Annotated in this window: 20 protein-coding genes and 3 tRNA genes; 11 read left to right on the forward strand and 12 right to left on the reverse strand. The window is 38.7% G+C overall.

What is annotated here, in order from left to right:
* Window position 1 precedes the first annotated feature (1 nt).
* Window positions 2-856 carry an N-acetylmuramoyl-L-alanine amidase gene (locus IQ31_RS13270; RefSeq protein WP_232475646.1) on the forward strand — a complete coding sequence of 285 codons (855 nt, stop codon included), beginning with the start codon at window positions 2-4 and terminating at the stop codon, window positions 854-856.
* A 22-nt stretch (window positions 857-878) separates the two neighbouring features.
* Here the strand turns inward: IQ31_RS13270 and IQ31_RS13275 are convergent, their stop codons facing one another.
* From IQ31_RS13275 to IQ31_RS13300, 6 genes are all read right to left on the reverse strand, one after another.
* On the reverse strand, window positions 879-2,594 hold the full coding sequence (locus IQ31_RS13275) for a sodium:solute symporter family protein (RefSeq protein ID WP_145328265.1): 1,716 nt from the start codon (window positions 2,592-2,594) through the stop codon (window positions 879-881).
* 94 nt (window positions 2,595-2,688) lie between these two features.
* Window positions 2,689-2,898, reverse strand: coding sequence for a hypothetical protein (locus IQ31_RS13280; RefSeq protein ID WP_070562731.1), 210 nt, complete (start codon window positions 2,896-2,898; stop codon window positions 2,689-2,691).
* Window positions 2,899-2,905: 7 nt separating this feature from the next.
* Entirely contained in the window at window positions 2,906-5,359 is a 2,454-nt protein-coding gene (locus IQ31_RS13285; RefSeq protein WP_145328266.1) for a PIG-L family deacetylase, read from the reverse strand.
* Between the two features lie 634 nt (window positions 5,360-5,993).
* Complete coding sequence (locus IQ31_RS13290) at window positions 5,994-6,248, reverse strand: DUF6952 family protein (protein WP_046673203.1); 255 nt, start codon at window positions 6,246-6,248, stop codon at window positions 5,994-5,996.
* Complete coding sequence (locus tag IQ31_RS13295) at window positions 6,229-6,543, reverse strand: thioredoxin family protein (protein ID WP_046673204.1); 315 nt, start codon at window positions 6,541-6,543, stop codon at window positions 6,229-6,231. Before IQ31_RS13295 ends, IQ31_RS13290 begins: the two co-directional genes overlap by 20 nt.
* A gap of 84 nt (window positions 6,544-6,627) precedes the next feature.
* Complete coding sequence (locus IQ31_RS13300) at window positions 6,628-7,260, reverse strand: peroxiredoxin (RefSeq protein ID WP_070562738.1); 633 nt, start codon at window positions 7,258-7,260, stop codon at window positions 6,628-6,630.
* Between the two features lie 288 nt (window positions 7,261-7,548).
* Between IQ31_RS13300 and IQ31_RS13305 the strand changes: the two genes are divergently transcribed.
* The 3 genes from IQ31_RS13305 to IQ31_RS13315 all read left to right on the forward strand — a co-directional run bounded on the left by IQ31_RS13305 (window position 7,549) and on the right by IQ31_RS13315 (window position 8,785).
* Window positions 7,549-7,632 (forward strand) — tRNA-Tyr (locus tag IQ31_RS13305).
* 234 nt (window positions 7,633-7,866) lie between these two features.
* Window positions 7,867-7,938, forward strand: a tRNA-Arg gene (locus tag IQ31_RS13310).
* Between the two features lie 172 nt (window positions 7,939-8,110).
* The gene (locus IQ31_RS13315; protein ID WP_070562741.1) at window positions 8,111-8,785 is read left to right on the forward strand and encodes a phosphatase PAP2 family protein; all 675 of its coding nucleotides are present in this window, start codon (window positions 8,111-8,113) and stop codon (window positions 8,783-8,785) included.
* 30 nt (window positions 8,786-8,815) lie between these two features.
* Here IQ31_RS13315 and IQ31_RS13320 read toward each other — a convergent pair whose 3' ends face one another.
* Window positions 8,816-10,003, reverse strand: coding sequence for an MFS transporter (locus tag IQ31_RS13320; RefSeq protein WP_070562743.1), 1,188 nt, complete (start codon window positions 10,001-10,003; stop codon window positions 8,816-8,818).
* Window positions 10,004-10,541: 538 nt separating this feature from the next.
* On the opposite strand from IQ31_RS13320, the gene IQ31_RS13325 reads away from it, so the two are divergent.
* The 4 genes from IQ31_RS13325 (at window position 10,542) to IQ31_RS13340 (ending at window position 15,743) form a co-directional block, all read left to right on the forward strand.
* Window positions 10,542-13,745: a S41 family peptidase gene (locus tag IQ31_RS13325; protein WP_145328267.1), complete on the forward strand. Its 3,204-nt coding sequence runs from the start codon at window positions 10,542-10,544 to the stop codon at window positions 13,743-13,745.
* A 315-nt stretch (window positions 13,746-14,060) separates the two neighbouring features.
* Window positions 14,061-14,822, forward strand: coding sequence for a carboxypeptidase-like regulatory domain-containing protein (locus IQ31_RS13330; protein ID WP_145328268.1), 762 nt, complete (start codon window positions 14,061-14,063; stop codon window positions 14,820-14,822).
* A gap of 135 nt (window positions 14,823-14,957) precedes the next feature.
* A tRNA-Lys gene (locus IQ31_RS13335) sits at window positions 14,958-15,030 on the forward strand.
* A 248-nt stretch (window positions 15,031-15,278) separates the two neighbouring features.
* Window positions 15,279-15,743 (forward strand): response regulator, encoded by a 465-nt coding sequence (locus IQ31_RS13340; RefSeq protein ID WP_046673283.1) that lies wholly within the window; start codon window positions 15,279-15,281, stop codon window positions 15,741-15,743.
* A gap of 95 nt (window positions 15,744-15,838) precedes the next feature.
* Here IQ31_RS13340 and IQ31_RS13345 read toward each other — a convergent pair whose 3' ends face one another.
* The 5 genes from IQ31_RS13345 to IQ31_RS13365 all read right to left on the reverse strand — a co-directional run bounded on the left by IQ31_RS13345 (window position 15,839) and on the right by IQ31_RS13365 (window position 22,314).
* On the reverse strand, window positions 15,839-16,924 hold the full coding sequence (locus IQ31_RS13345; RefSeq protein ID WP_145328269.1) for a hybrid sensor histidine kinase/response regulator: 1,086 nt from the start codon (window positions 16,922-16,924) through the stop codon (window positions 15,839-15,841).
* Window positions 16,925-17,006: 82 nt separating this feature from the next.
* Window positions 17,007-19,157: a sensor histidine kinase gene (locus tag IQ31_RS13350; protein WP_145328270.1), complete on the reverse strand. Its 2,151-nt coding sequence runs from the start codon at window positions 19,155-19,157 to the stop codon at window positions 17,007-17,009.
* Window positions 19,158-19,166: 9 nt separating this feature from the next.
* On the reverse strand, window positions 19,167-19,931 hold the full coding sequence (locus IQ31_RS13355; RefSeq protein WP_145328271.1) for a methyltransferase domain-containing protein: 765 nt from the start codon (window positions 19,929-19,931) through the stop codon (window positions 19,167-19,169).
* Window positions 19,931-20,740: a hypothetical protein gene (locus IQ31_RS13360; protein ID WP_075994562.1), complete on the reverse strand. Its 810-nt coding sequence runs from the start codon at window positions 20,738-20,740 to the stop codon at window positions 19,931-19,933. The genes IQ31_RS13355 and IQ31_RS13360 overlap by 1 nt, the downstream gene beginning before the upstream one ends.
* 239 nt (window positions 20,741-20,979) lie before the next feature.
* The gene (locus tag IQ31_RS13365; RefSeq protein ID WP_145328272.1) at window positions 20,980-22,314 is read right to left on the reverse strand and encodes an amidohydrolase family protein; all 1,335 of its coding nucleotides are present in this window, start codon (window positions 22,312-22,314) and stop codon (window positions 20,980-20,982) included.
* Window positions 22,315-22,525: 211 nt separating this feature from the next.
* Here IQ31_RS13365 and IQ31_RS13370 point away from each other — a divergent pair, with 211 nt between their 5' ends.
* The 3 genes from IQ31_RS13370 to IQ31_RS13380 all read left to right on the forward strand — a co-directional run bounded on the left by IQ31_RS13370 (window position 22,526) and on the right by IQ31_RS13380 (window position 25,587).
* Window positions 22,526-23,389: a LytTR family DNA-binding domain-containing protein gene (locus IQ31_RS13370; RefSeq protein ID WP_145328273.1), complete on the forward strand. Its 864-nt coding sequence runs from the start codon at window positions 22,526-22,528 to the stop codon at window positions 23,387-23,389.
* A gap of 95 nt (window positions 23,390-23,484) precedes the next feature.
* The gene (locus IQ31_RS13375) at window positions 23,485-24,267 is read left to right on the forward strand and encodes a CPBP family intramembrane glutamic endopeptidase (protein WP_145328274.1); all 783 of its coding nucleotides are present in this window, start codon (window positions 23,485-23,487) and stop codon (window positions 24,265-24,267) included.
* A gap of 189 nt (window positions 24,268-24,456) precedes the next feature.
* Entirely contained in the window at window positions 24,457-25,587 is a 1,131-nt protein-coding gene (locus IQ31_RS13380) for an SH3 domain-containing protein (protein ID WP_145328275.1), read from the forward strand.
* The last annotated feature ends 129 nt before the right edge of the window (window positions 25,588-25,716 follow it).

Raw genomic sequence — 25,716 nt, forward strand, 5'->3', positions numbered from 1 at the left:
TGTGTCAATAGGGATATTGCTTTGTTCACTGCTGTCTTTGGCAAGCTGCAAGTCGAAGATACAGCCGGTGGTTGCAAAGCCGCTAGTTGCGTCATTTGCTTCTGCATTGGTTGTGGAAGAAAAGGTCGAAGCTAAGCCAGATACCAATTTATTGACACCGGAGGAAAGAAAGGTTGTTTTTTTACAGAAGTCTGGAAACCATCCTTATTGGCGCCAAGAGGAAGCCATACATTATGATGTTCGTAAACCTAACTATGTCATTATTCATCATACAGCACAAGATAGTATTGGGCAGACAATCAAAACCTTTCAGATTCCAAGAACTAAAGTGAGTTCACATTATGTCATTGGCCGGAATGGGGAGATTATACAAATGTTGAACGATTATGTTCGGTCTTGGCATGCAGGGGTGGCAAAATGGGGTTCTATTGTCGACATGAACTCCTGTTCTATTGGTATAGAATTGGATAATAATGGTAGGGAGCCTTTTCCTGAGGCACAAATTAATTCATTGATGACTGTGCTTGATACCTTGAAATCGCGTTATTTAATTCCAGCAAATAATTTTATTGGCCATGCTGATATCGCTCCATCACGCAAGAATGATCCAAGCGTTTTTTTCCCGTGGAAAAAGCTTGCAGAACGGGGTTTTGGAATATGGTATGATGAAGGACAGCTTGTGGCCCCTCCTGATAGCTTTAATGCGATAGACGCGCTTAAAATTATTGGTTATGATACGTCCAATCTAAAAGCCGCTATCGTTGCCTTTAAACGAAAATTTGTCGTTCGGGATACAACCCCCGAATTGACCATATATGATAAGAGTGTATTGTACAATATCTATAAAAAATACTGAGCCTGAGCAATCAGGCTTTTTTTTATTCAAGATCCCTTTTGACCTCTATAGGACTAGGTGCTTTCGTCCCCAGTTGTACGATATAGGCGATTAACATGACAGCTAGGCAGCCAATAAGATTTAGCCAGAGAAAAGGAATCTTATTCATCGTCCATACTGCTATCACTATAATTTCGGAAAGAATAGCTGCAAGAAAAACAGCTTTGCCTTGGATTTTCTTCATGTAGAAGGCGACGATAAAAATCCCTAGGATAGTACCATAGAATAGTGAGCCCAAGATATTGACCGCTTCGAGGAGATTACCCAATCTGTTCGCATACAAAGCAACAATAACAGTAAATGTACCCCAGATCAACGTAAATAAACGCGACCACAAAAGGTCTTGTTTTTCAGATGAGTTAGGATTAATAAATCTTTTGTAGATATCAATGGTCGTTGTTGAGGCCAATGAGTTAATAGCACTTGCCGTAGAACCCATGGATGCGAGAAAAATGACCGCTATGAGTAGCCCAATTAGACCCTTTGGGAAGACGCTTGTCACAAAAGAAAGAAAGACATAATTATTGTCATTCGTTTCCGCTGTTGGGTTGTTTTTTTTGATTAAGTCCAAAGTCCCTTCTTTTACGACCTGCATTTTTGCATTAAGTTGACCGAGTGAGGATCGATAATCAGCAATTCTTTTTTCATCGTCGTGATCCAATGCTGTATTAAGCTGCTGAACAACAGATTCACGTGTTTTAAATAGCTCGCTATGCTTTTGTTCGAGAAGCTGGTAGTCAGGAGCATATTTGCTTTCTTTGAGCTTCTTGATCTCGACTTGATTAAAAAAAATGGGCGGCTGATGGAATTGATAATAGGCAAATACCAGAACTCCAATCAACAGGATAGCAAATTGCATAGGGATTTTCAAGAGACCATTCATAATTAATCCCATGCGACTTTCTTTGATCGAAGCCCCTGTCAAATAACGACCTACTTGACTTTGGTCGGTCCCGAAGTAGGAAAGCTGTAGGAAAAAACCACCGATTAGTCCTGTCCAAAGCGTATAGTTATTATTGAGATCAAAAGTGAAATCCAATGCATTGGTTTTTCCTGATTTTCCTGCAATATGAAGTGCTTTTGATAATCCAATAGACTCTGGCAACAGATGGATAACTAATATACCTGCTACGAGTAATGATCCAAAGATAATGCTCATTTGAAGCAACTGTGTATGAGACACGGCTTTGGTTCCTCCATAGGTCGTATAGATAACAACAAAACTTCCTATGGCCAATGTGGTCCATGTTAGATCAATATGAAGGATGGTCGATATAATTAAAGCCGGTGCAAAGATGGTTATACCCGTTGATATTCCCCGCTGTACCAAAAAAAGAATGGCGGTGAGCCCTCTGGTTTTGACATCAAACCGTTTTTCTAGAAATTCGTAGGCTGTAAATACTTTTAGCTTATGAAAAATAGGAACAAATGTAATGCAGAGCACAATCATGGCCAACGGAAGACCAAAGTAGAATTGGACAAAACTCATTCCTGAGGAATAAGCTAAGCCGGGGGCAGATAAGAAAGTAATGGCGCTCGCTTGCGTCGCCATTACCGATAATCCGACGTGATACCAAGGTAAAGAACGATTACCTAGAAGATATCCGTCAATATTTTTTATACCCCTACTCTTATAAACGCCATATAGGACAATAACTAAGAGTGTCAGAAATAACACGATCCAATCTGCTGTACTCATGAATAGTGGTTCGTGAAAATGTACAGAAAAAGGATGAATACGAATAGCCAGATAACGACCAACCAGTAGAAACGCTTCCAGCTATTCATCTTTCTTATCTATCTGAAGGCTTTTGAGGATAAATAACGCTATTAAAAATAGCAGCGATAATCAATCCGACAATAGCACCTCCAAAGATGCTTAAAAATGTCTCGTTTGCAGTGAATCCAATTAATGCACCAAATACTACAGCAACTAAAAGAATGATTCCTTTTGCTTTGCCAGCATCAATTGTCGTGCAGCTGTTGTCAATCTGATTTTCCATTATTATATTATTTTGATTTTGATAGCAAATTTACGAATAATCTGTAAGCTCCGGGAATCCCGGCAGGCAATTGTCTGAAAAAAGACAAAGATGTATAAACAAATTTACCTTTTCCATATTGAGCAATGAGTAATGAGCCATTATGTAACGGTTCGCCGGGATCTTGCATGGTGATCGGGGTGCGGTACTTTTTATCGATATCTTCCGCAAAGTAGAGTCCCCGCTCCTGCACCCAGTGTTCGAAGTCAGCTTCGCTGATCTTGTTCGGGTAATTAAAAATCGGGTCATTTTTATCGAAATGTACCGTTGCAAGTTCGTCTGTTACACGGCTTCTGCCGATGCTAAAAGGAAAAGGGCCAAAGTTTTTTGAGAACAGTCCATTGTTTACATTGTACTGTTCCAGGACCGTTCCACCCATGTTCACATACGCAAGTAGTCTGTTTTGGAGCTGTGCAATTTGCTTGTTGACGTTGAATATTCGTACACCCAAGATTACAGCATCGTAGCTAGAGAGATCTGCTTTTAATGCCTGTTCGTTACTTAATACATCGACTTTAATACCAATGGCCGCCAGCGACTCCGGAATTAGATCCCCTGCCCCATGGATGTATGCCACTTTCTTTATGTCGTTGATCAGGTTGACATTGCTCATTTTTATAGCGACATCTGGGAAATAAACAATATTAGGTATATGATTGTAATCGATGGATTTTATCTCTTTTAAGTGCTCTTTGTTTGCTAAGAGGAAGTCCAGGGTATCAATGGAAGATTTAGAAGCATCTGATGGTTTTATGCTGATCTCTTTGGAAATTGTACGTTCGCCTTTGTCAAAAGATAGGTCAAAAGATGCCGGTGAAACTTCCCAGCCTTTAGGTACATTCGGTCTGACGTTAAATGTGGTTGTGTTTGCTTGTCCGTTTTTCTGAAAAGTCAGATTCATTTTGACAATGTGGGCATTTTGTGTAAGTGCCAAAGGGCTGGAACTTTTTGCCGTCAACTGTGGGACGATCACAATGGGGTCGTAGATTTCGCCACGAACAGGATCGGTATATTTATATTTTATGGGCTGACTGAGTGTGATATTTTCACCATTGATCCGGAGTTGAAATGATACCTCTGGAGCATAGGGGTTTTCTGGATAGCCAGTCAGGTTAAAATCACTGACATTAAATTTGCCTTTTCCATGTGGATCAATCAACCAGTATGGTTGTGTCGTCCTGTCGGCATGTATAAGAACCGAGTCTCTTTGTAGCTTGTTTATTTTTAGTGTTTCATGAATGCTATTTCCATTTATTTGGGTCAGCTCAACGGTTACATTTGGACGTCGAACAATAATGGAATGTTCTACTTTGATCTGATCTTCCAAGGCATAGGATGGATTTTTAGCGATACTTTCGAACCAAATTCCACCACAGGCAAGAATTAGTTTTTCAACCTCTTTTTTCTTTTCAGTTTTCCAGTATTCATCATCAATTTGATCCAGTGCTTTGTACAGTTGGATCAATTCAGCAATGATCAATTCGGGTTTATCAATTTGATATGTTTGATTGATGTGGTCAATTAAGGACTCAACTTTACTGCCGTTTTGAATTCTTTTCCATGAGGTGTCAACTCCATCCAAGAGTGTATTTTTTGCAGGTGCACCGTCTACATACTCAAAGTATTCGATTGATGAGCCACGTTGGCTTGCCGAACCAAAGCCTTGGCTTTTGTGTGATGAACGGCTGTGTGCGGCAATTTCTCCATAAGAGGCTCCTAGAAGAGAATTGTAATCCCCGATATCTATTTTTAACTGATCTTCACGTGTATTGTTTTGACCTCCGAAGTTAGCTGTATTCCAAAGCAAGCGTTTAGCTTTCCAGGGGCGTACAAATTGAAGTTGCTCTGGAAATTGATTCGGATCAGCAGCAGCTTTAAAGGCTTCATGTGCTAGAATGGCGGAAGCTTGATGATGACCATGTCCACCCCTTGGATCTGGAGGAAAACGTGTGATGATGACATCGGGTCTAAATTTGCGGATAATCCATACGGCTTCGCGAAGAACACGCTGTTTATCCCAGAATTCGAAAGTTTCTTCTGGAGTCTTTGAGAATCCAAAATCATATGCTGAGGAAAAAAATTGCTCACCCTTATCGATTTTTCGAGCAGCCAGTAATTCCTGCGTTCGAATCAATCCAAGTTCAATACCTTGTTCTGTTCCGATGAGGTTTTGTCCGCCGTCACCTCGAGTTAGGGATAAATAACCTGTTTTATATTTTTTTTCCTGAGCTAGCCAAGCGATTAGCCGGGTATTTTCATCATCCGGATGTGCCGCAAAATAAAGGACTGAGCCCAACACGTTCAGTTTTTCTAGATTAACTTTAATTTCAGCAGCATTCCACTGTGGATTCTGTGCTTTAACGATTGAAGTTGACAAGATACCAGCCAAAATAATAATAACAGAGAGAAAAGGTCTTCGCATGTTTAAAGATAAAGATTTTGATGAACAACGGATTGTTGGAGATTGTAATTTTATTGACAGTCTTTAAGTAGCGTGTTTATGACGTTGGTTTATTGCTTTGACTTACGGATATTAACCATTAACCTGATTCAACTTAGGTCAATATTTAGCGAAGAGGTAAAGGGATCGATCGTTGAAAGGTAAAACAGAGGTATAAATAAAAAACGGAAATCCCAATCAATTTGGAATTTCCGTTTAACAATTAAAATATTTTTTCCTGAAACGAATTTTTAGAGAATAGTTATTTTGTCGCTTCGCTCCAAGTGGCAACCTTTAACATAGTAAATATATGTAGAAAATATTTAGTTCTGTTAGATTACTTTAATTAGTTTTCCACATTGCTAAATTTTGTCAACATTTTAGCTTTTGGAAAACATATAATATATAGGCGTCATGCGTTTAAGATGCTGCAATACAACGATCTTTAGGGTAAGATAGATTCTCCACTACCTTAAAAAAAATCTGGATTGGTCTAAATCCAATTGCATATTTGTTTGACAAATTTCAATTGATGTTAGTTTTTATGCTTCAAATGCTCAAAAACGACAGGAACAACCTTTAAAGAAAGTTTCACACGAATGCTTTTTTGCAAAGACTATTTATCAATAGCACCTAGAACACGCTTCATAAACATATTTAACGCGTCTTTTTTTGAGTTACCTTCTTTAATTAATTTATCAACCTCTACAGCTCCGTATAGGTTTGAAATCAATTCACCAAGAACGTCAAGTTCTTCATCCTTTAAAGGAGCTTCGGTTAATGCTTCCAGTGTCTCGATTGTTTCCAGGACATAATCTACATCATTCTGCTCGATGAACTCTGTCAAATGCTTAATTACTGGTAGTTTCATTGAATAATTCTACTAATGCGTCTAACTTATTTGTTTGTACCTGATTGACTAATTTACCGTTCTTAAAAGCGGCAAAAGTGGGTAGGTTATTGACATTTGCCAGTTTGCGGGATTCAGGAAATTTTTCTGCATCAGCAATAACAAAAGGTACGCTATCATTTTCGCCAGCCAGTTTTTTGAATTTTGGTTTCATGATTTTGCAGTTACCGCACCAAGTGGCAGAGTACTGAACCATCACAATATCGTTATTGTTTACAATTTCTTGTAAATTATCGTTTTCTAATTCTTGTAACATGATTTTATTATTAAGGTGATTGTTGGAGAAATCAACAGGAGCCGGGAAAAGCTCCTGTTGATAAGACACTGTGGTATTGTATTGTTAGTGTTTCGCTAAATAATCAGCTACACCTTTTCTATCTGCGTTCATGGCATCTTTACCTTCTTCCCAGTTTGCAGGACACACTTCGCCAAATTTCTGAACGTGAGCGTAAGCGTCGATCAAACGTAAATATTCTTTAACGTTACGGCCCAAAGGCATGTCGTTTACTGATTCATGGAATACACGGCCAGTTTCATCGATCAAGTAAGTTGCTCTATAAGTAACCGCAGAACCTTGAGCCAATGTTCCGTATTCAGGGTGTTCAACTTCTTGAACATCTAAGATTCCCAATATACTTGATAAGTTACGGTTGGTGTCTGCCAAAAGAGGATATTCAACACCTTCAATTCCACCGTTATCTTTTGCTGTGTTTAACCAGGCAAAGTGTACTTCATTTGTATCGCAAGAAGCGCCGATTAAGACTGTATTGCGTTTTTCAAACTCAGCAGCTGCTTCTTGGAAAGCGTGCAATTCAGTAGGACATACGAAAGTGAAATCTTTTGGATACCAAAATAAAAGCACTTTTTTACCTTCTTTAACTGCTTTTTCAAAAATGTTGATTTGTAAATTGTCGCCTAAATAATCAATTGCATCTACTGTAATGCTTGGAAAACTTTTACCTGTGAAACTCATAATATATCTTTCTTTTTTTTGTTGACACAAAGATACAGCAACTCGATGCAAAAAGCGAATTGATTTTACCAATACACTATCGTCAAAATCTATTATGACTAGATTATAACAATAAGTTTTTATTATAATAATGATAACTTGATCTCATGATGAACAGATCATTTGAATGTTTCTTGAAAATAAATGAATTAATACTGCGGTAGTTACAAATTTATGGCCTAAAATAATTGCAGTTTTGCAAATCAAAAGCTACTTTTGCGACGTTCAATTCTAGAACAACACAATGCTGGAGGGGTTCCAGAGCGGTCAAATGGGACGGACTGTAAATCCGTTGCTTCGGCTTCGAAGGTTCGAATCCTTCTCCCTCCACCATTTTTCATTTTCTAAATCCAGTTTATCTTTCAGGTTCTAAATTTGCGTTTGTTCGGGACTATTCCATCGTACATGAAACGGCTTTAATATAGATTTTTTGCTATTGTGGATGTTAATGGCTTTAGTATAACCAGTCTATACAGGGGTTACCTCTCTTTTTGAAAAAAATATAACAGGATTTTAGACTAGCTATTGACTTATATATAAAATAAACCTAAGTTTGGCTTCTGAAAAGGCCCCGTAGTTCAACGGATAGAATAGATGTTTCCTAAACATTTGATAGCAGTTCGATTCTGCTCGGGGCTACTGAGAAAAGCGATGGATTTCCATCGCTTTTTTTGTTTATTCAATAAAACTTTTCCTTTTCTTATCAAAATAAATAGGTAATAGAATTGTAAATTTTTATTGGAATGATTATTTTCGGATAATTATTTACAGCAATTTTACTTTTGGCCTGTAATCCGATAATATAAATTGAATGGGAAAATTTTTATTATACCAATTTAGAAAGGTATATGCAGCTAACCCTGCTTTTTTTGCTTGCTTTAGCATTTGGATAGTCTTAATGACAGCTGTTGTTATATTTATTCCGAAGGAAGATGCATTCCATTTTGTGAATACTCGTCATTCATTTTGGGCTGATATTCTTTTTACAATACAGACTTATTTTGGAGACGGTCTTTTTGTTATAGGTGTTTTTATTGCCTACTGCTGTACGCAGCAATGGAATTTTGCCCGAGCTATCCTGGGGACATATATTTTCTCGGGGCTGATCTGCTGTATACTGAAAAACCTTTTCGATGCCGATAGACCGGCAACCGTATTTCATGGAAATCCTACATTCCATGTTGTTTCTTGGTTGCGTGTAGCGCACTTTAACTCCTTCCCTTCCGGACATACAACTTCGGCCTTTGCGCTGGCGGCTACGTTAGGTATTCTCTCAAAAAATAAAGCTTTTGGTATAACTGTATTTATTCTCGCTGCATTAACAGCCTACTCTCGGGTGTATTTGGGACAGCATTTCGTAGAAGATGTTTGGTTTGGATCAATTTTAGGAAGCGGTACGGCTTGTTTTTATTTACTTGCCATGCCTTATGTCTTGAAAAATAAACGCATGTCATTTAGCACGAGATTTCTTCAGGTCAAACTTTAAATTCAGTAAGAAGATACTTCCATCGTTCGATTAGGTTTGGCTTGTGTCTTTGAATAAAGATAATCGTCCAACCATTATAAACATCAACAGTCCGAAACAGGCAAAAATACCATAGGAATAGCGTAGGCTAAAGACTTCAGCAATATACCCAATTAAAGGTGGTCCCATTAAAAAGCCCAAGTAGCTAATGCTTGAAACCATGGCCAAAGCCACTCCAGAGGGCACATTTTTGTTCTGTCCGGCAATACTGTAGATGGAGGGGACATTGCAAGCTACACCGATACCGACCAACATAAAAGCTAGGGTACAGATGATAAATTCGGGAAAAATAACCGATGTCATCATCCCGATGAACATCAGTAGGCCACTGTACTGCAGGGTCCTTTTTCGGCCCAATTTCCGAATGACAGCATCACCAACAAAGCGCCCAGTAGCCATCATGATCATAAATGAAGCGTAGCCAACGACAACAAATTTCTCTGGCGCCTGAACGATCTCCTTGAAATACACCCCACTCCAGTCGAACATTGCCCCCTCAGTTGCCATGCTGAAAAAGCCGATGATGCCGAGCTGAAGTAAGCCACCTTCTGGTTTAGAGAAAAAACTGCGCTTTTCCTTTTGAGGAGATTTGCCAGGAACCAAATACTTTTGGTTGATTAGTGTATTCGCTGTGACAATGACTAATATGATTAAAAAATGGTAAAAGGTGTTCAGTCCAAAATTCATCGTTAACAAGCCTACTAGTGCTCCTGTGAAACCAGCGATACTCCAGGCTCCATGAAAGGAAGTCATTATTGATTTTTTGAAAACCTGCTCCGTTGCGACACCCTGTGTATTAACAGATATATTACACATATTTCCGGTTACACCAAATAGAAATAGTATGCCTCCTAACTGCCAGGCATTCTGCGCAAAGGGGATGGAGCACAAGACCAAGGTGTAAGCGATGGGTACGATACGCAAAACGCTAGCACTTCCATATTTTGTAACCAATTTTCCTGAAAGAGCCATCGTTGCAAGTTGTCCGACTGGAAGCATTAATAAAATTGTCCCCAATTGACCCTCACTTAAGTTGAGATGAGCTTTGATAACGGGGATGCGGCTTGCCCAAGATGCAAACGCGATACCTTGGCAAAAAAAGAAAAGCGATACCGCAATTCTTATGCGATTTCGTTTCTTATAAAGATCTTCTTCTGAGTGAGTTAACGTTGCGTCCATAGTTTCTGATTTGAGGGTGCAAAGTTAAGGATAAGTATCCCATTAAAAAATATAATGATTCAAAAAATATTTGCATGTTTAGGTTACAATAGGGATACGAAATATGCCTATATTTAAATAGCATATCGGCGTGATGATAATTATATGCGCTAGTTTCGATAATTATCATCTGCCTCAATCTTCCGGTAAGAAAATAATACGATGTGCTTTTTGAATTCGGCTAAACATATTTATTCAATATCATATATTGTACGTAATCATTCCTTGTATAGGAACCGAAAATAGACACATTTGTTTCAGTTTATTTGTATGCATACTTTAATTTAAGAAGATATTCGATGTGGTAGTCAAAATAGAAGAGGTTTGGGCTTCCATATCATTAGAAAATAATAGCAGTGAAATAACGGGAGAAAGTCAACAATTAGATGTTGATGTAGTGAAGGAATAAAAATATAAAATTCTTCGCTATTTCATGGTGGTTTGTTCAATACCTATTCTACCTTTGTATTGGCAAACAACTATTAGCCTCCTAGATAACATGATAAAGAAACTAATTTTAAGTACAGTTCTAGCCTATGCTGGAACAACCTGTGTTATTGCCCAACAACCCACGTTTTTATCCCATCCGACTTTAAGTCCCGATGGAAAGGAAATGGTTTTCAGCTACGAAGGTGACCTTTGGAAAGTTGGAAGTCAAGGTGGTGTTGCGGTACGGTTAACAGGAATGGAAGGAAATGAGATCAATCCAAGAATTTCCCCAGATGGAAAATGGTTGGCTTTTTCCGCCAATCAAAACGGTAATATGGATGTCTATGTAATGCCCTTGGCGGGTGGAGATATAAGGCAGCTGACATCGCACGATGCTTCGGATGAAGTAGACAGCTGGAGCTGGGATAGCAAGACGCTTTATTTTACGTCATCGCGTTACAATAGAATGAGTGCTTATCAAGTCGCTTTGGATGGCGGAACGGCAACAAGGTTGTTTCCTCATGTCTTTAATTATATCAGTAATGTGGTGCCAACACCTTCAGGAGAATTATTATTCAATGACAGCTGGGAAGGCTATAGCTCGGCGAACCGCAAGCGATATAAAGGTGCTTTCAATCCGGATATCAAGTCTTATAATCCCAAAACAAAGGCATTTCAACAGTATACAGATTATATCGGTAAGGATTTTTGGCCGACAGTAGACCAGAAAGGAAACATATTCTATGTGTCCGACGAAAGCAATGGTGAATACAATCTTTATCAAATAGCTGGAAAAGCGAAAACCCAATTGACCTCTTTCCCAGAATCAATCAAACGTCCGTTTGTCGCGGCAGATGGTAGTAAGATCGCTTTTGAAAAGGGGTACCAGCTTTATATTTACGATGTCAATGGAAAGAAAACCATGCAGCCCAGCATCGCACTTAACCGTAATCAGGTCCTAGGAAAGCTGAAGGAGTTCAATATTTCAGGTAACATCAGTAATTTCGACGTTTCACCGGACGGGAAAAAGATGGCATTTGTATCCCGTGGGGAATTGTTCGTTTCGGATATCGAAGGAAAGTTTGTTCGTCAGATGCCTAGTCAAGGGGAGCGCATCATGGAAGTTAAATGGCTTAAAGACAGTAAAACATTGCTCTATAGTCAAACGCATCAAGGGTATCAGAACTGGTTTTCACGTACAGCAGACGGTAAAGGAGAGGTAAAACAATTGACACAAGATCTGCGTAACAATCGAGATATTACATTCAATGGGGATAAAACAAAAGCGGTATATCTCAGCGGACGTGATGAAGTTCGTCTATTGGATTTGACAAGTTTGAAGAGCCAAACAGTAGTTAGAGATGAAATCTGGGCATTTCAAAATTCTTCGCCCTCATTTTCTCCCGATGGAAATTATCTTTTATTCACGGCTATACGCAATTTTGAACAGGATATTTTTGTGTATAACCTGAAAAATGAGCAAACGACAAATTTGACAAATACTGGTGTTACAGAGGCAGCACCATATTGGTCTCCCGATGGTAAATACATTTATTTTGCGAGTAATAGGACTAAACCTTCTTATCCTACTGGTATGCAAAACTCAAGCATTTTCCGAATGGCATTGACCAACTTTGACCAACCTTATCGTAGCGCAAAGTTTGATGAATTATTTGTAACACCTGAAAAGAAAGATACGACAGTAAATAAAACTGGTGCAACTAAGAAGGAAGATGCTGCTAAGGATAAGAAGAAAAATGATGCCGACAAGGTAAAGTCAACCGCAATACCAGCAGCCGAAGCAAAGAAAGCTGTTTTGGTCCAATTGGATTTAGAAGGATTGCGTGACCGAATTGAGCAAGTCAGTCCAGCATTTGGAACACAATCTGATCCTTTGGTGATACAAAAAGGGGATAAATCCTATTTGTTCTATGCTTCCAATCATGAAGGAAAATATAGTACATATCGTACCGTATATGAGTTATTTACACCAGCCAAAACCGAAAAAGTCACAGATGGAGGTATGGGGCAATTTGTAGAGTCTGCAGGCAAGTACTTCGTGCTGACCCGAGGAACAATTCAGAAATATAATCTTGACTTGAATAAGCTTGATGCGGTCACCATGAGTTTTAAATTCAATCGGGATCTTGAGAAAGAGTTCAATCAGATGTTTTATGAGACATGGGCCAATCTGGAGGAGAATTTCTACGATAGCAATTTCCATGGTGTAGATTGGACCGCTGTTAAAAAGAAATATGAGAAATATCTTCCAGGTATCAACGATAGGACAGATTTGCGCATCCTCTTAAATGATATGTTGGGCGAACTCAATTCGTCACATTTGGGGTTCAGTTCTATGGGGCAGGAAGAACGTAAGCCGTTTGGTTTTGTAACGAATGAAATCGGTGTGATCTATGATACAAGCAACCCTTATAAGATTAGCTATATTGTTCCGAATGGCCCCGCAGCAAAGAAAGAGGCCGATATTCACGCGGGTGATATTCTCATGGCGATTAATGGAACAAAATTGAATACGCAGGCAGACCGCGATAGTTATTTTACTTGGCCTTCACTGGAAGAAGAAATCCAATTGACCTTGAATCGTAATGGCAAGGAAATTCAGACAAACATTCGTCCGGTATCAAGCGCTGTGTTTAGAGACCTCCTCTACGACCAATGGATTAGAGATAACCGAAGCCGAGTTGATCAGTTGAGTAGCAATAAGATAGCGTATTCACACATGAAAAATATGTCGGATACTGAGTTACAGCGGTTCTTGATCGACATGGCTGAACAGGAGAATAACAAACAAGGGATTATTTTAGATTTACGGTATAATACAGGCGGAAATGTGCACGATGAAGTTTTACGATTCCTGTCACAACGCCCTTACTTACAATGGCAATACCGAGGTGGTAAACGTGCGCCACAAAGTAATTTTGCACCATCTGCCAAACCTATTGTTTTATTGATTAATGAGCAATCGCTGAGCGATGCTGAAATGACCGCTGCGGGCTTTAAAGCCCTTAAATTGGGGAAAATCATCGGTAATGAGACCTATCGTTGGATTATTTTTACTTCTGCTAAAGGCTTAGTCGACGGATCAAACTATCGACTTCCGTCTTGGGGATGTTATACGCTTGATGGTCAGGATCTCGAGCAAACCGGAGTTGCCCCAGATATTCTTGTAAAAAATACAGTACAAGATCGGATGGAAAATAAAGATCCGCAATTGGAAAGAGCAATAAAGGAAATTCTTGACAATATCAAATAGGGAAGTAACAGTTAGAATTACTTACTGAAAATAGGCTGTCCAACTTTTGTTGGACAGCCTATTTTTTTAACGTCTCATGTTTTTATGAATACGATCTTCTAATTTTTGCTATTTATTACCCTTCAGCGTATGATTTACCTCATTCGGTTCATTTACTTCATTTGGTCCCACCCTTTGCTCTGTGGAAGTTAATAGACGGTTTTAAATGGTTTCATTTTTTTTAATCTCCTGTTTATCAGTATTTAATAGTTTTGTGCGCTGTTTCGTTATGAAATTGGTGATTTTCCTGCATCCCTTCTGAAAATATAAGGCAATATGGAAAAGATTGTATTACAGGTAAAAGAATCTTGCTCTGCAGATTGGGGTAAGATGACGCCACAAGAACAAGGCCGTTTCTGTGGTCAATGTGAGAAGATGGTTGTTGATTTTTCACAGATGAATGATCAGGAAATTGTGGATCAAATAAAAAAAGCCAGTAGGGGGTTATGTGGTCGATTTTATGAAGATCAGTTGATGCGCGAATTGGATGCCACTATTTCTTTTTCTAAAAACCCCATTTGGCAAGGTAGATGGACAGGCATTGCTGCGGGCCTCCTATTGGTTGGATCCTTGAGTTTTCATGCTGCTCAAGCACAAAACAAACTGACTGGAGAAGTTGTCGTTGTCCAAACAAAAACGAAAAATGATCAGATAAAGAAGCAAGATTGGGGCAACTCATCAACAAATGATAATTCAGCGTTAAAGGGAAGCCGTGATAGTACTAAAGTAAGTATAAAAGGTAAAGTTGTTTGTGCTGGAAGCGATGTAAGCATGGTGGGCACAGAGGTATCCTTAGGAAATTATCGTACGAAAGTGGATGAAAATGGAAATTTTCAGCTTTGGGTACCGCAATCTTTGTTTCGGGTAAACCAAGAGCTCCGTGCACAGATGCTTGGCTATAAAACTGTTGTGATTCCATTCAAAAAAGGGAGTAAAATGCAACTGGATAAACCAATAGAAATGGAAGTTAAGCCAATGATTATGGGAAAGATCGCTGTAGTGGGAACACATGGCAATATAGGGCGAAAGAATAAATAGTTTGATGGTCTTATTTTGGTCTGTTTTTTTATCGAGCAACTGCCAAAAATCTCGCTTGAATGTCATAAAAGTCAAAAAAATATTCTTTTCCACTTGACTTTTTCTACGGTGAACCTTACATTTGGATTATCGAATGACTTCGTAGCTCAGTTGGTAGAGCAACAGACTCTTAATCTGTGGGTCCTGAGTTCGAGCCTCAGCGGGGTCACTTTCAAAAAAGCCGTTTTACGTAAGTAGGATGGCTTTTTTGTGCCTAATACAAGTTGGATTATTACCGTTGTGGAAATATTAACTTTAAATCGTTTTTCCGGAGTCTGATGCTATAATTTTCGGATAACTAATCCATTATTTTATCAGAGATCAGGTATTATTTCTGCTAGGAAAACATAAAACTCTTTAATCTGTTATTAATTCAGCGAATTTATTATGTAAATTTGTATTTCAGACGATAAGCTTATGGAAGACAAGAAGATTTCGATATTGTACGTTGACGACGAAGAAAACAATCTGTTTTCTTTTAAAGCGACATTTCGACTAAAGTATAAAGTGTTTACGGCAATTAGTGGTGCCGATGCAATCGATATTGTCAAAAACAACCAAATACATATTATCATTACTGATCAACGGATGCCGGAAATGACCGGTGTAGAGTTTTTGGAAGAGATTATTAAGATCAATGCAGCCCCAATGCGTATCCTTTTGACAGGGTATACAGATATGGCAGCCGTCGTTGATGCTGTCAATAAAGGAAAAATCTTTCATTACCTCAATAAGCCGTGGAGTGAAGAGGAGCTCGATCAAACGATTCAACGCGCTTATGATGTCTATGCTGAGCGTCAAAAGATTGTGGAGACTAATTCTCAGCTTGAGACTTCAAATGATCAGTTGGAGTTTCTGCTGCGACAAAAGCTACTTTCCTAAAAGATTGTAATTTTAGGAAAGTCAACTTTTATTTAAAATGTCTGTTTGTAATACTCTTCGCTGCAATCGCATAGGATTGCAGAAAGTGAGAGGCCTTATTTGCTCGGTATAATGACTGTAAAGGTTGTGCCCTGATTTGGTTGTGATTGCACTTCAATTTTCCCCTGTAGTTTTAAGAGTGCGTTCTGAACATTATAGAGCCCAAATCCCATGCCCTTAGCTTGATCACTTGCTCTAAAGAATAATTTAAAGATATCTTCAACATACTCTGGAGATATGCCTATTCCGTTGTCACTCACAATAATTTTGGCTTTACGTTCTGATACGAATACGGAGAGTTTGACGTACTGGTTTTCCTGCCCTTTACGTTGGTATTTAAACGCATTAGAAAGAAGATTATGCAAAATTAATTCTAGAAGAGCTTTGTCTCCGCTAAAGATCTCTTTTTGATCCACTGAAATTTCAAAAGCAACATCTTTATTTTGCGTGTACATACTGTAAAACTGACGGATATTATCAAAGAGATCTTCGAAATTTATGGCTGACAACATAAGTTCGCCTCTTCGTAAGAGATAATAGTCTCGCAGACTGTCAATATAAGCATCTAAGCTGACCAATGAACTATCCATTAGTGATAACAACTCATGAATACGATCTATGCTGTCAAATTCTAACCCAAGTTTCACCGCAGAAAGAACCCCTGTCAATGGATCACGAAGATCATGACTAACACTATATGCGAATTTATCTAATTCATCATAAGCTTTTTGCAGCTCTTGATTCTTAACTTCTAGCATAGAGTTTGCAACATAAAATTTATTTGCTTCTTCTATAGCGGAAACGATTTCTTCATTCATCCAGGGTTTTCGGACAAATCTAAAAATATGGCCCTTATTAACTGCATCAATTACAGTTTCCATATTGGCATAAGCCGTTAAAAGAATACGGATTGGTTTTGGAAAATCTTTTTTAATGCGGTGCAAAAAATCGATGCCCATCTCATCCGGCATACGTTGGTCACAGAAGATAATACGGATATCAGGATGAGCATGAAGGATCGTTTCGGCCTCACTCGTATTGGATGCTGTATGGATAGCGTAATCGTATCTAAAGTTCGCTTTAAAGCTAACCAAATTGTTTACTTCGTCATCGATATATAATATTTCAAGCTCCCTCTGCATAATTTTATTATATGGTTTTATTCCCTTACAAAAGATATGAAAAAATAATAGTTAATTGAACTATTTTCAGTTTATAGCGGTATTAATTGTTTTGTTGAATTGGAATGAGGAGTGTAAAACTTGTGCCCTTTCCCACTTCTGAATCTACAATAATCTTACCATGATGTTTCGCAATGGTATTATAGGCAATGGACATTCCCAAACCAGTACCTTCGCCAACGTCTTTCGTTGTAAAAAATGGTTCAAATATCCGTTCATGGATTTCTTTTGGAATACCGATACCATTGTCTGCGATTTTGATAAACACAGCTGTATTATCCTCCTGAACTCCGGTTTCAATGCATATTTTACCGCCAACATCGTGATTAAACTTTTTATTTACGGCGTAAATAGCATTTGTCACGATATTCAAAAAGACTTGATTAAGTTTTCCGGCATGACATTCGACCTTTGGCATATCGCCATAGATCTTATCAACTTCAATCGTGTTATTTAATAAGCTATTGAGGATAACCATTGTTGACTCGAGCCCCTCATTTAAATCTGCAAATTTTAATGTATCCTCGTCTACGCGCGAGAAGATCCGCAAACTCTTTACTATTTCGGCAGTCCGATGGGCCCCATCATGCATCCCCTTTAATAGAAAATCTACTTCTGTTTTCAGATAATCGATATCCTGGTCATCTTTGAATTTTTTGATCTGAGATTGCTTTTCAGTATCGGATAGCCCCTCTTTAAAAGCGATACGCTCTACCTCCTCCAGCGTTTCCCAGATCATCTTAATATCACGTTTTAGCGGAGCGACATTAGACGTAACAAAGTTGATTGGGTTGTTGATCTCATGTGCAACCCCAGCAGTCAATTGACCAAGGGAGGCCATCTTCTCAGCCTCGACAAGTTGAGATTGCGTTTCCTTTAAGTGAGTAAGAGTGGTTTGTAGAGACTCATTAGATTCTGTTAATTCACGTGTCCGCTCATCTACTTTTTGTTCCAATACAATATTTTGTTCACGTATTAACTTCTCGTTTTCTAATGAGATTGCTAATTCTCTGACTTGTGATGCTTCTTTTTCTTCTTTTAAAATATTGATACTATAGGCTAGACCGAAGGACAATAAGGCCATCTCTACAACAGATGCAATTTGTACAGCATTGCTCGTAAAATCGTTATATTTTAAGATGCCATAGTCTTTCAGTAAAAACACGACAGAACCTAATAATAAAATTGTCCAACCGTAAACAAAATATTTAGCCGGTTTATAACCATTTATCATCACACGATAGGATAAGTAAAGGACAAATAAAGACCCCGCTCCTGTTGTCAGCTGCATAACCATGAACGCTGGTTGCGTCAGGTTGAGCAGTGTAAGAAGGCTGCCAATGACAAAAAGGATGATAAAAACAGTAATCACACGTCTTGACCGAGGAGCATTTTTCGGCAATTGAAGAAATGAATCTGCAAAAAGCAGGGCGCATAAGCCTGATAAACAGCCAAAGATAATAGGACCCTTTGTTGCAAAATAAGTCCAATTTGGCCACAAATATTGAAAACTGTAACCTTTAATCCCCATTTGTGTTATTCCTGCACAAAGTACATAAAGGACATAATACAGATAGCCTCTTTCACGAACAGAAAAAAACAGGAATAAATTGTATATCGCCATAATGCCGACAATACCAATATAGATGCCACTTAACAAACTGTCATCATTCATCTCTTTTAAGAAACTACGCTCGTTACTTAAATAGATCGGGAGAATAATCTGTTCCGTACTTTTTATGCGAAGAAAAAAGATGGTCTTCTCATTCCCAGGTAATTGAATGTCGAATGCATAATTAGGGACCTTATATTTTCTCGCCGAAAAAGATTGATGTTCGCCCAGCTTGATCGAGTTATAATGCCCGTTTGATGACGGTACAAAAAGTTCGACCTCATCCAAGAGGGGATAGGCGATTTCGAGCAAGAGTTCAAGCTTTTCTTTGCCCTTGTTTGTTACGGGCAATCGAAACCAGATGTCAGCGGGTGATATGCCCAAATTGGGGACCTTGCTTTCTAACGATTGAAAGGAGGAAGCCGAAGTATCTGCAAAGTTAGGCTCTCCTTTCCCGGTATAACGCTCCAGACCATATCCGATCAATACACGCTGTGTCGGTTTATCGATAATAACCTCTCCAAAACAAGTTGAACTGCATGTAAAAATAAATAAGAAGACTAAGTTAAGCCAGCATTTCATCACTATATGCTATTTTTTTGCTTCGGCAATAACTAAATTCATAGAAACAAGGAAACAACCCGCTTCATCAGCTTGATCCAATGTATTTTGAAATTCCTCCATTTCAGCTGTACTTAACTTCTCTTTTTCGACCATCTCCAGAAGAATTTTATCTAAGAATAGATAGCGGTTGGCCTCTTCTTTCGAACGGGCTACCATACAGAATGTTTGCAATTGAACTTGTTTAAAGCCTTGAGTCAATAGATCTGAAGTTAATTTATTCCCAGCCCAGCCATTGTTGACTTTTTCTTCGGTCAAATAATGACATATCTTAGCCTCAATGTCAACATGCTTGCTGTAAAACGTCAGGCTGTTCCAAATGGTCTCAACGATCACTAAGGGTTGACCTTCACGCAAAACACGGTGGACCTCAGCAAACATTTTTGGCGCTTCCAGCAGATGTTGTACAACGCGCTCCATTCTAATGCCAGAAATGGAATTATCTGTAAAGCTAAGTTGATAAACTTCACCCTGAACAAAGTCGACGTTCTTTACCTCTACACTGCTTGTTTTGGCATGCTCGATTAAAGCCTTATCATGATCCAATCCAACGATAAGTACATTATGGCCCAGCATATTAGCCAAATTGATGGCATCCATTCCAGTTCCACAGCCAAGATCGACGACAACCCCCTCTTTAATCGTATTAAAAGGAGTATATGAATGTATTTTTAATTGTTTAAGAAAATCACCGGTATCCATTAAATAGCCGGCACCATAATGTTTAGTGTCCATTATAAGATATTTAAATTACGATCATCTGATTTATGATCTAATGATGTATGTTTCAGATTTTTAATAATTTCATTTAAATCCCATTGATTGAGATTCGGAATATCGATTTGATAATGAATTTCAATCTCCTTATTCCGTAAAGTTTCTATGCGGACAATATTGGAATTATTACGAAGCGACAAAATTGCATCTTTGTTTTCCTGATCGGCTTCGGTCAAGGTGTCTAGATTGCGCATAATCATTACGGTAGCCAGTAGATCCAGCTTCGGATAATAGAATGTGCCATTATTTCCAACACTTGTATCAATGCGGTAGCCAACACTTTCTGCTAATTTCACCGTGTAAGGAGCACATAAAGCAAAGAGTGATTTAATGCCAACCTGTGTACTGATGGCGGCACCAGCTCTCGTCAAAAATATGCTGCCAATGCCATATCCAGCAATCTCCCTAGAGTTCCAAAGGCCACAACCTTCACCTGTCCCCTGTTGCGCATAATCATAAACAAGGTCTAAGATTTTAGCGTCCATCGCTCCCGTGGCTTGTTCAATGGGAAGTGGTTCGCTCCCTCCAGATACGTGTATACGTACTCCACCATAGACTTTATCGCCATCTAGGGATTCTACGATCAATACGAATGATGCGGGATTGTACATCCAGTCATTTTTGGAAGAAGTTACTTTCTTTACGCCTATAGCAGTTAACACGTGCGCGTGTCCTTCTATGAAACGTTCACAGGTTTGGGGATCGTCGATAGCCCGAAATGCTCTGAGTCTTACTACTGGACGCCCGTCGTTGAATAATAATGCCACCGAATGCTTTGATTTATCGTTTAAACGCAAAACTAATCAATTAAATGCAAAGGTGTTTACTCTTCAAATAAATTATACCGTAATGCAACCGCCTGCACCTAGTGATGGTAAAAATTGTTTGATTCCTTTTTCACCTTTAAGGGCCCAAATAGCCCCTTTTAACTGATGTCATCGAAAATACATTTTATCATCTTAATATGCTGTATTTTCGATATACAATAAATTTGACCTTGGAAATATTAACGTTTCTGGAGGCTATTTTTATGAATCTGACCGTCTTTCATGATTAACAGAAAGTTTTTTTCAGGATCTGCCAATAGTTTTAAATTCTTAAGAGGATCTCCGTCTACAAGGATTAGATCTGCCAACGCTCCTTCTTCTACTGTTCCCAGCTTGCCAGGATAAGGACTTCTTAATCCCGAAAGCTGCAGAAGCTCGCCATTGTCTTGGGTAATCATTTTAATGATTTCGGCATTTGTAAACCACTTTTGAAGGCGCAAAATAAAAGTATTCTGCAATTTATTCAGGTCCGGCTCAAAAAGGAAATCTGTACCCCAAGCTAGTTTTACCCCATATTTCTTAGCCATAGGCCATACTTTTTCTTGACCTTCAATGACAGGCTTACGCTTGATTCTTCGTTGTGGATCCATATCGGGTGTATCTTCCACAAGATTCTGTAAACTAAGCCAGATATTTTTTTCTGCAATTAGCTGTAAAGTTTCTTCATCGAGCAATTGTCCATGCTCTATACATTTTACGCCAGCTTCGATCGCTCTTCGAATTGCTCTTGGCGTATATGCATGTACGGTGACATAGGTTCCCCAGTCTTCGGCTGCATCTACTGCTGCTTTCATTTCGTCTAGCGTATATTGGGTGACATCCACAGGATCATATGCTGAAGAAGTTCCTCCGCCTGCCATGAGTTTAATTTGACTTGCCCCGAATCTTAGATTCTCTCTTACTGCCGTCAGGACCTCATCACGACCATCGGCGATGAAGGTTGCTCCATATCGCTCCGCACGAGAGACAACGCCGAAAAAACGACGCGATTTTTCCTCCGGTGTCCGAAAATCTCCATGCCCTGCAGTTTGGCTTACAACGGCACCAGAAGGCCAGATTCTAGGCCCTAAAAGCTTACCTTTGTCGATCGCAGCTTTTAATGGAAATATGGGACCACCGACATCACGTACGCTTGTAAAACCCCGCATTAACATCTGTTGAGCCGATAGCCCCACCGTCTTGATCAAGAATTCCTCGGATAGGTCATTTGTCATCATTTGAGGCATTGTCAAAGCTCCAAATACCAAATGGACATGCACATCGATCAATCCAGGGATCAGTGTTTTGCCTTTAGCGTCAATTCTGACGATATCCTTTCCTTGTGCGTCAATAGGGGATGTACTGATGGTCTGAATTGTGTTTCCGTTTATTAAAACATGTTTTGGTGGAGTTAAGGTTTGAGTTGTATAGTCGAGCAGTTTGACATTTTCTATTAAAACTTGCTTTTCCTGTGCTTGGATAACATGTACAAAAGCCGAACAAAGAAATAAAGTAAGTAGTTGACCTAAACGCATAGCTTGGAGAATTACGTTAAAATATAATATGACAAATCAATTTTAATTCAAGCTAACTAATGTGCTTGAAAAAATATCTTCTAAGTTAAATTATAAATTCAATATATTTCAATTTTTTCACTATAAATTTTTGCTCTGCCAGCCTTTTTTGAAGAAGTCTTTGTGTAATGTACGCTGTTAATCACAAGAAAAATGCTAAATTTATCCAATCATGATATATAAAAAATCTATTATAAATTATTTAAATATCGTAATTCCCAAGATTGTCTCCATAAGAGAGCTGCTCACCTATGCCCTCTTACTCGGCTTATCAGCTTATGTATTCCTACTGGTTTTTCAGCCATTTGGAACGTATAATTTTGAGAATGCCTATAAATTTAGCTTATTATCCGGATACGGGGCCATTTTATCCATTGCATATGCCTTAATTTCTATTGTCTTGCGTAAAAAAAGGGGGACAGTTGCGATAGAACTATTTCGTATTTTTCTTGTGTTCCTATTATCAAGTTTTTTAAATTTCGTCTATCATGGTTGGTTCATCAATCAGACCCCGTTGCAGTGGACTAACCTGCCCTATATTGGATGTTACACGCTTTCACTTTATAGCCCTATTGCAGCGATTTATTTTTTGCTTCGAGTTGATAAGCGTCATTCGAATCATGAAAAGAATAACTCGTCTATGGAAAGTCTTTCAATAAAGCCAGCTATGATATTGAGCCAAGCGAATGACTGCCATTTGGCCCTGGTCGATATTCCCAATGGTAATCAACCGTTAAAGTTGCTGCCAAACGATTTTATTTTTGCAAAATCGATGGATAATTATTGCATGATCTACTTTAGGAAGGATGGTATGGTAAAGAAGCAGATGGTACGAATTACGTTGAGCCGCTTATCTGAACTGTTGAATACAATGTCTATTCACCGATGCCATCGGTCCTTTCTTGTCAATTTTGAAAAAATCCTTGTAAAGGAAGGGAATGCTCAAGGTTTTTTGTTGCGTTTTGCAGATACTGAAGATTGTGCTGTTATTTCGAGGTCTGCTATAGAATCAGTTAGACCCTATTTGTCGGACTGACCACCCACGTTTTGGTCAATCGTCCCTAAATCTTGCCATACGCCACATAACTTTGTATACTCGTCTTGGGTAGCATAATTTTGTTCAAAAAAAAGATGAACACAAAAAGTTTAAACCTGCTGGTATTATTTCTCTTCTTCGGAATATATTTTATCCTCGATTATTTGTTTTTTGCGCCCCTTCAATCCATGATAACCAACTATGTCCAAAGTGGATTTTTGGGGCATGTACTGACCTATTCAATTGGCCTTGTACCGTTGCTTTTTGGGGCAATGCTGCTTAAACCGAAAGGGCAGAATGAATTATTGGAAAAATTTGGGTTGAAAGGCAATTTTTTACAGGGGCTTTCTTTTGGAATAATAGCTACCTTACCGATGTTCTTGGGTTATGCCTTTGTTTTTATCTTAAATCGGAAAATAGATCCAAACGCACTATTAATAAATAGTGTGTCATCAGGATTCTTTGAAGAAATGATCTTTCGTGCCTATTTTTTTGGTCTAGTTTTTCGCTATACCCGACTAGGTTTTATTCCATCCATTTTAGCTACATCACTCCTGTTTGCTTTACTACATCTTTATCAGAGTCAGGATTTGGGAGAATTGGTCCTGATTTTCGGTATGACTTTCTTCGGCTCTATCCTATTTTCGTGGTTGTATGCTGAGTGGAAGTTTAACCTTTGGATACCGATAGCACTTCATGTTTTGATGAATTCGGCTTGGATGATTTTTGATGTTTCGGACAATGCTGCTGGAAATGGATGGAGCAATTTTTTCCGCTTCTTGACCATCATTGTAGCAATCATAATGACCATAGTCCATTCAAGGAAGTCAATTGGCGGTCTACAAATTGAAAGGAAAAATTTGTGGCTAAAAGATTAGAAATCAGACGTTTTTTAATGAACCTTCATAGCTGTAGATATGTTCTTCAAATGATCTCGTCCACATTTGGAATGAGCGTTAGATTTTAGGTTGCTAAAACTATGAACCTTTTGATAATAGTATTGGCTCTGGAAGAACCCCTGAAAACCAGTATTTTTTTTTGGCATGGGAATCGCTACCTTGACCTTTATGAATAGACCGCTATTTTCACCCCTATCTTTATTCCTAGGAGCGACGTTATCCATGGGAATCTTGAGCTGTGGACACAATACAAAAACCAAAGGTGCGGATTTTAAGGATTCTGCTGAATTTAAAACAGTTGCTGTGAAGGATACGTTGGCTGCTGCTAAATTTCCTCCTTTGCCAATTGACTTTGACAAGACGAAGGTTTTAAAAAATACCTATGTTGTTGATCGAACTGGAGCCGAGCTTAGACAGGGCGCGGATAAGGCTGCCCCGCTATTAGGAAAATATCCCTATGGTACCAAGCTCGACGTGATCGGTGAAGAAGGAGAATGGATTGCCGTAATGGATCGTATCCAGCGCGATTATAGCGGGAACAATGGCGAAAAAGGTGATGTAACGCGATGGGAAAAGGTCTATGTAGCGAAGTCCAAGCTGGGGAAACAAGATAAAATTACAATCTCTCCCAAAGATTTAAATTCAATCGTTTCATTGACGATAAATGGTAAAGAAATGTATTACGAAAATGGACATTCTTTAGATAAGTATCTCCAGCTAGAGTTGATTGATGAGCAAACGTTCTTAGCCGCTCGGAATACGGCTAAAAACTACTTGATCAAGGATACTCTGTCTTATCCCAAAAATGGAAAGATTTTGGAATTGCCGTTGACAAATGGGAAAAAGCTAACATTTAAGGATAAGGATATCGATAATGAATTAGAAGCCAGCTATTCTTATAAAGGGCATTACGATTTTTTAAATGCTTTTGCTGTTGATGGGAATTATTGGGAAAGTGCTGATGTGCGGCTTTTTGATAAACAAGATGGTCATCTTATTGTGGAATGTGGGGATTATCCATTCTTCTCTGCCGATAAAAATTACCTGATGACCTTGCATGCCGACCCCTATGAATCGACGGGCGACCTGCAGCTCTTCCACGTGAAACAAGGAAAGGTGACACCGATGCTTTTTATTAGTTTTAAAGAGTGGATGCCAACCTGGAAAGAAGAGTTAATGTTCTGGGGAAAGGACGGTTGTATCTATACTGCTGCCAACCATGTAGACGGTTACTGGGGTGAAGAAGGATCGCTGAACGAAAGATCACAGTTTATCAGAATCAAGATATTACCCCATTAAACAGGCACAAACCATATTTTTATTGGTTTACTGCTGGCGTATATATTTATTGTTTTTCTGTTTTAAGTAAAACTATTTTGGCATGCACCTGTTGTATTCCATAAAATAGATTATAGTTTGTAATTTAGC

This window comes from Sphingobacterium siyangense (assembly GCF_007830445.1).
Classification (GTDB): Bacteria; Bacteroidota; Bacteroidia; order Sphingobacteriales; family Sphingobacteriaceae; genus Sphingobacterium; species Sphingobacterium siyangense.

What these genes read in the sequence shown, in the direction of transcription:
- IQ31_RS13275 (WP_145328265.1), bottom strand. Translation starts at nt 2,594, where the DNA reads ATGAGTACAGCAGATTGGATCGTGTTATTTCTGACACTCTTAGTTATT.
- IQ31_RS13280 (WP_070562731.1), bottom strand. Translation starts at nt 2,898, where the DNA reads ATGGAAAATCAGATTGACAACAGCTGCACGACAATTGATGCTGGCAAA.
- IQ31_RS13285 (WP_145328266.1), bottom strand. Translation starts at nt 5,359, where the DNA reads ATGCGAAGACCTTTTCTCTCTGTTATTATTATTTTGGCTGGTATCTTG.
- IQ31_RS13290 (WP_046673203.1), bottom strand. Translation starts at nt 6,248, where the DNA reads ATGAAACTACCAGTAATTAAGCATTTGACAGAGTTCATCGAGCAGAAT.
- IQ31_RS13295 (WP_046673204.1), bottom strand. Translation starts at nt 6,543, where the DNA reads ATGTTACAAGAATTAGAAAACGATAATTTACAAGAAATTGTAAACAAT.
- IQ31_RS13300 (WP_070562738.1), bottom strand. Translation starts at nt 7,260, where the DNA reads ATGAGTTTCACAGGTAAAAGTTTTCCAAGCATTACAGTAGATGCAATT.
- IQ31_RS13315 (WP_070562741.1), top strand. Translation starts at nt 8,111, where the DNA reads ATGGGAAAATTTTTATTATACCAATTTAGAAAGGTATATGCAGCTAAC.
- IQ31_RS13320 (WP_070562743.1), bottom strand. Translation starts at nt 10,003, where the DNA reads ATGGACGCAACGTTAACTCACTCAGAAGAAGATCTTTATAAGAAACGA.
- IQ31_RS13325 (WP_145328267.1), top strand. Translation starts at nt 10,542, where the DNA reads ATGATAAAGAAACTAATTTTAAGTACAGTTCTAGCCTATGCTGGAACA.
- IQ31_RS13330 (WP_145328268.1), top strand. Translation starts at nt 14,061, where the DNA reads ATGGAAAAGATTGTATTACAGGTAAAAGAATCTTGCTCTGCAGATTGG.
- IQ31_RS13340 (WP_046673283.1), top strand. Translation starts at nt 15,279, where the DNA reads ATGGAAGACAAGAAGATTTCGATATTGTACGTTGACGACGAAGAAAAC.
- IQ31_RS13345 (WP_145328269.1), bottom strand. Translation starts at nt 16,924, where the DNA reads ATGCAGAGGGAGCTTGAAATATTATATATCGATGACGAAGTAAACAAT.
- IQ31_RS13350 (WP_145328270.1), bottom strand. Translation starts at nt 19,157, where the DNA reads ATGAAATGCTGGCTTAACTTAGTCTTCTTATTTATTTTTACATGCAGT.
- IQ31_RS13355 (WP_145328271.1), bottom strand. Translation starts at nt 19,931, where the DNA reads ATGGACACTAAACATTATGGTGCCGGCTATTTAATGGATACCGGTGAT.
- IQ31_RS13365 (WP_145328272.1), bottom strand. Translation starts at nt 22,314, where the DNA reads ATGCGTTTAGGTCAACTACTTACTTTATTTCTTTGTTCGGCTTTTGTA.
- IQ31_RS13370 (WP_145328273.1), top strand. Translation starts at nt 22,526, where the DNA reads ATGATATATAAAAAATCTATTATAAATTATTTAAATATCGTAATTCCC.
- IQ31_RS13375 (WP_145328274.1), top strand. Translation starts at nt 23,485, where the DNA reads ATGAACACAAAAAGTTTAAACCTGCTGGTATTATTTCTCTTCTTCGGA.
- IQ31_RS13380 (WP_145328275.1), top strand. Translation starts at nt 24,457, where the DNA reads ATGAATAGACCGCTATTTTCACCCCTATCTTTATTCCTAGGAGCGACG.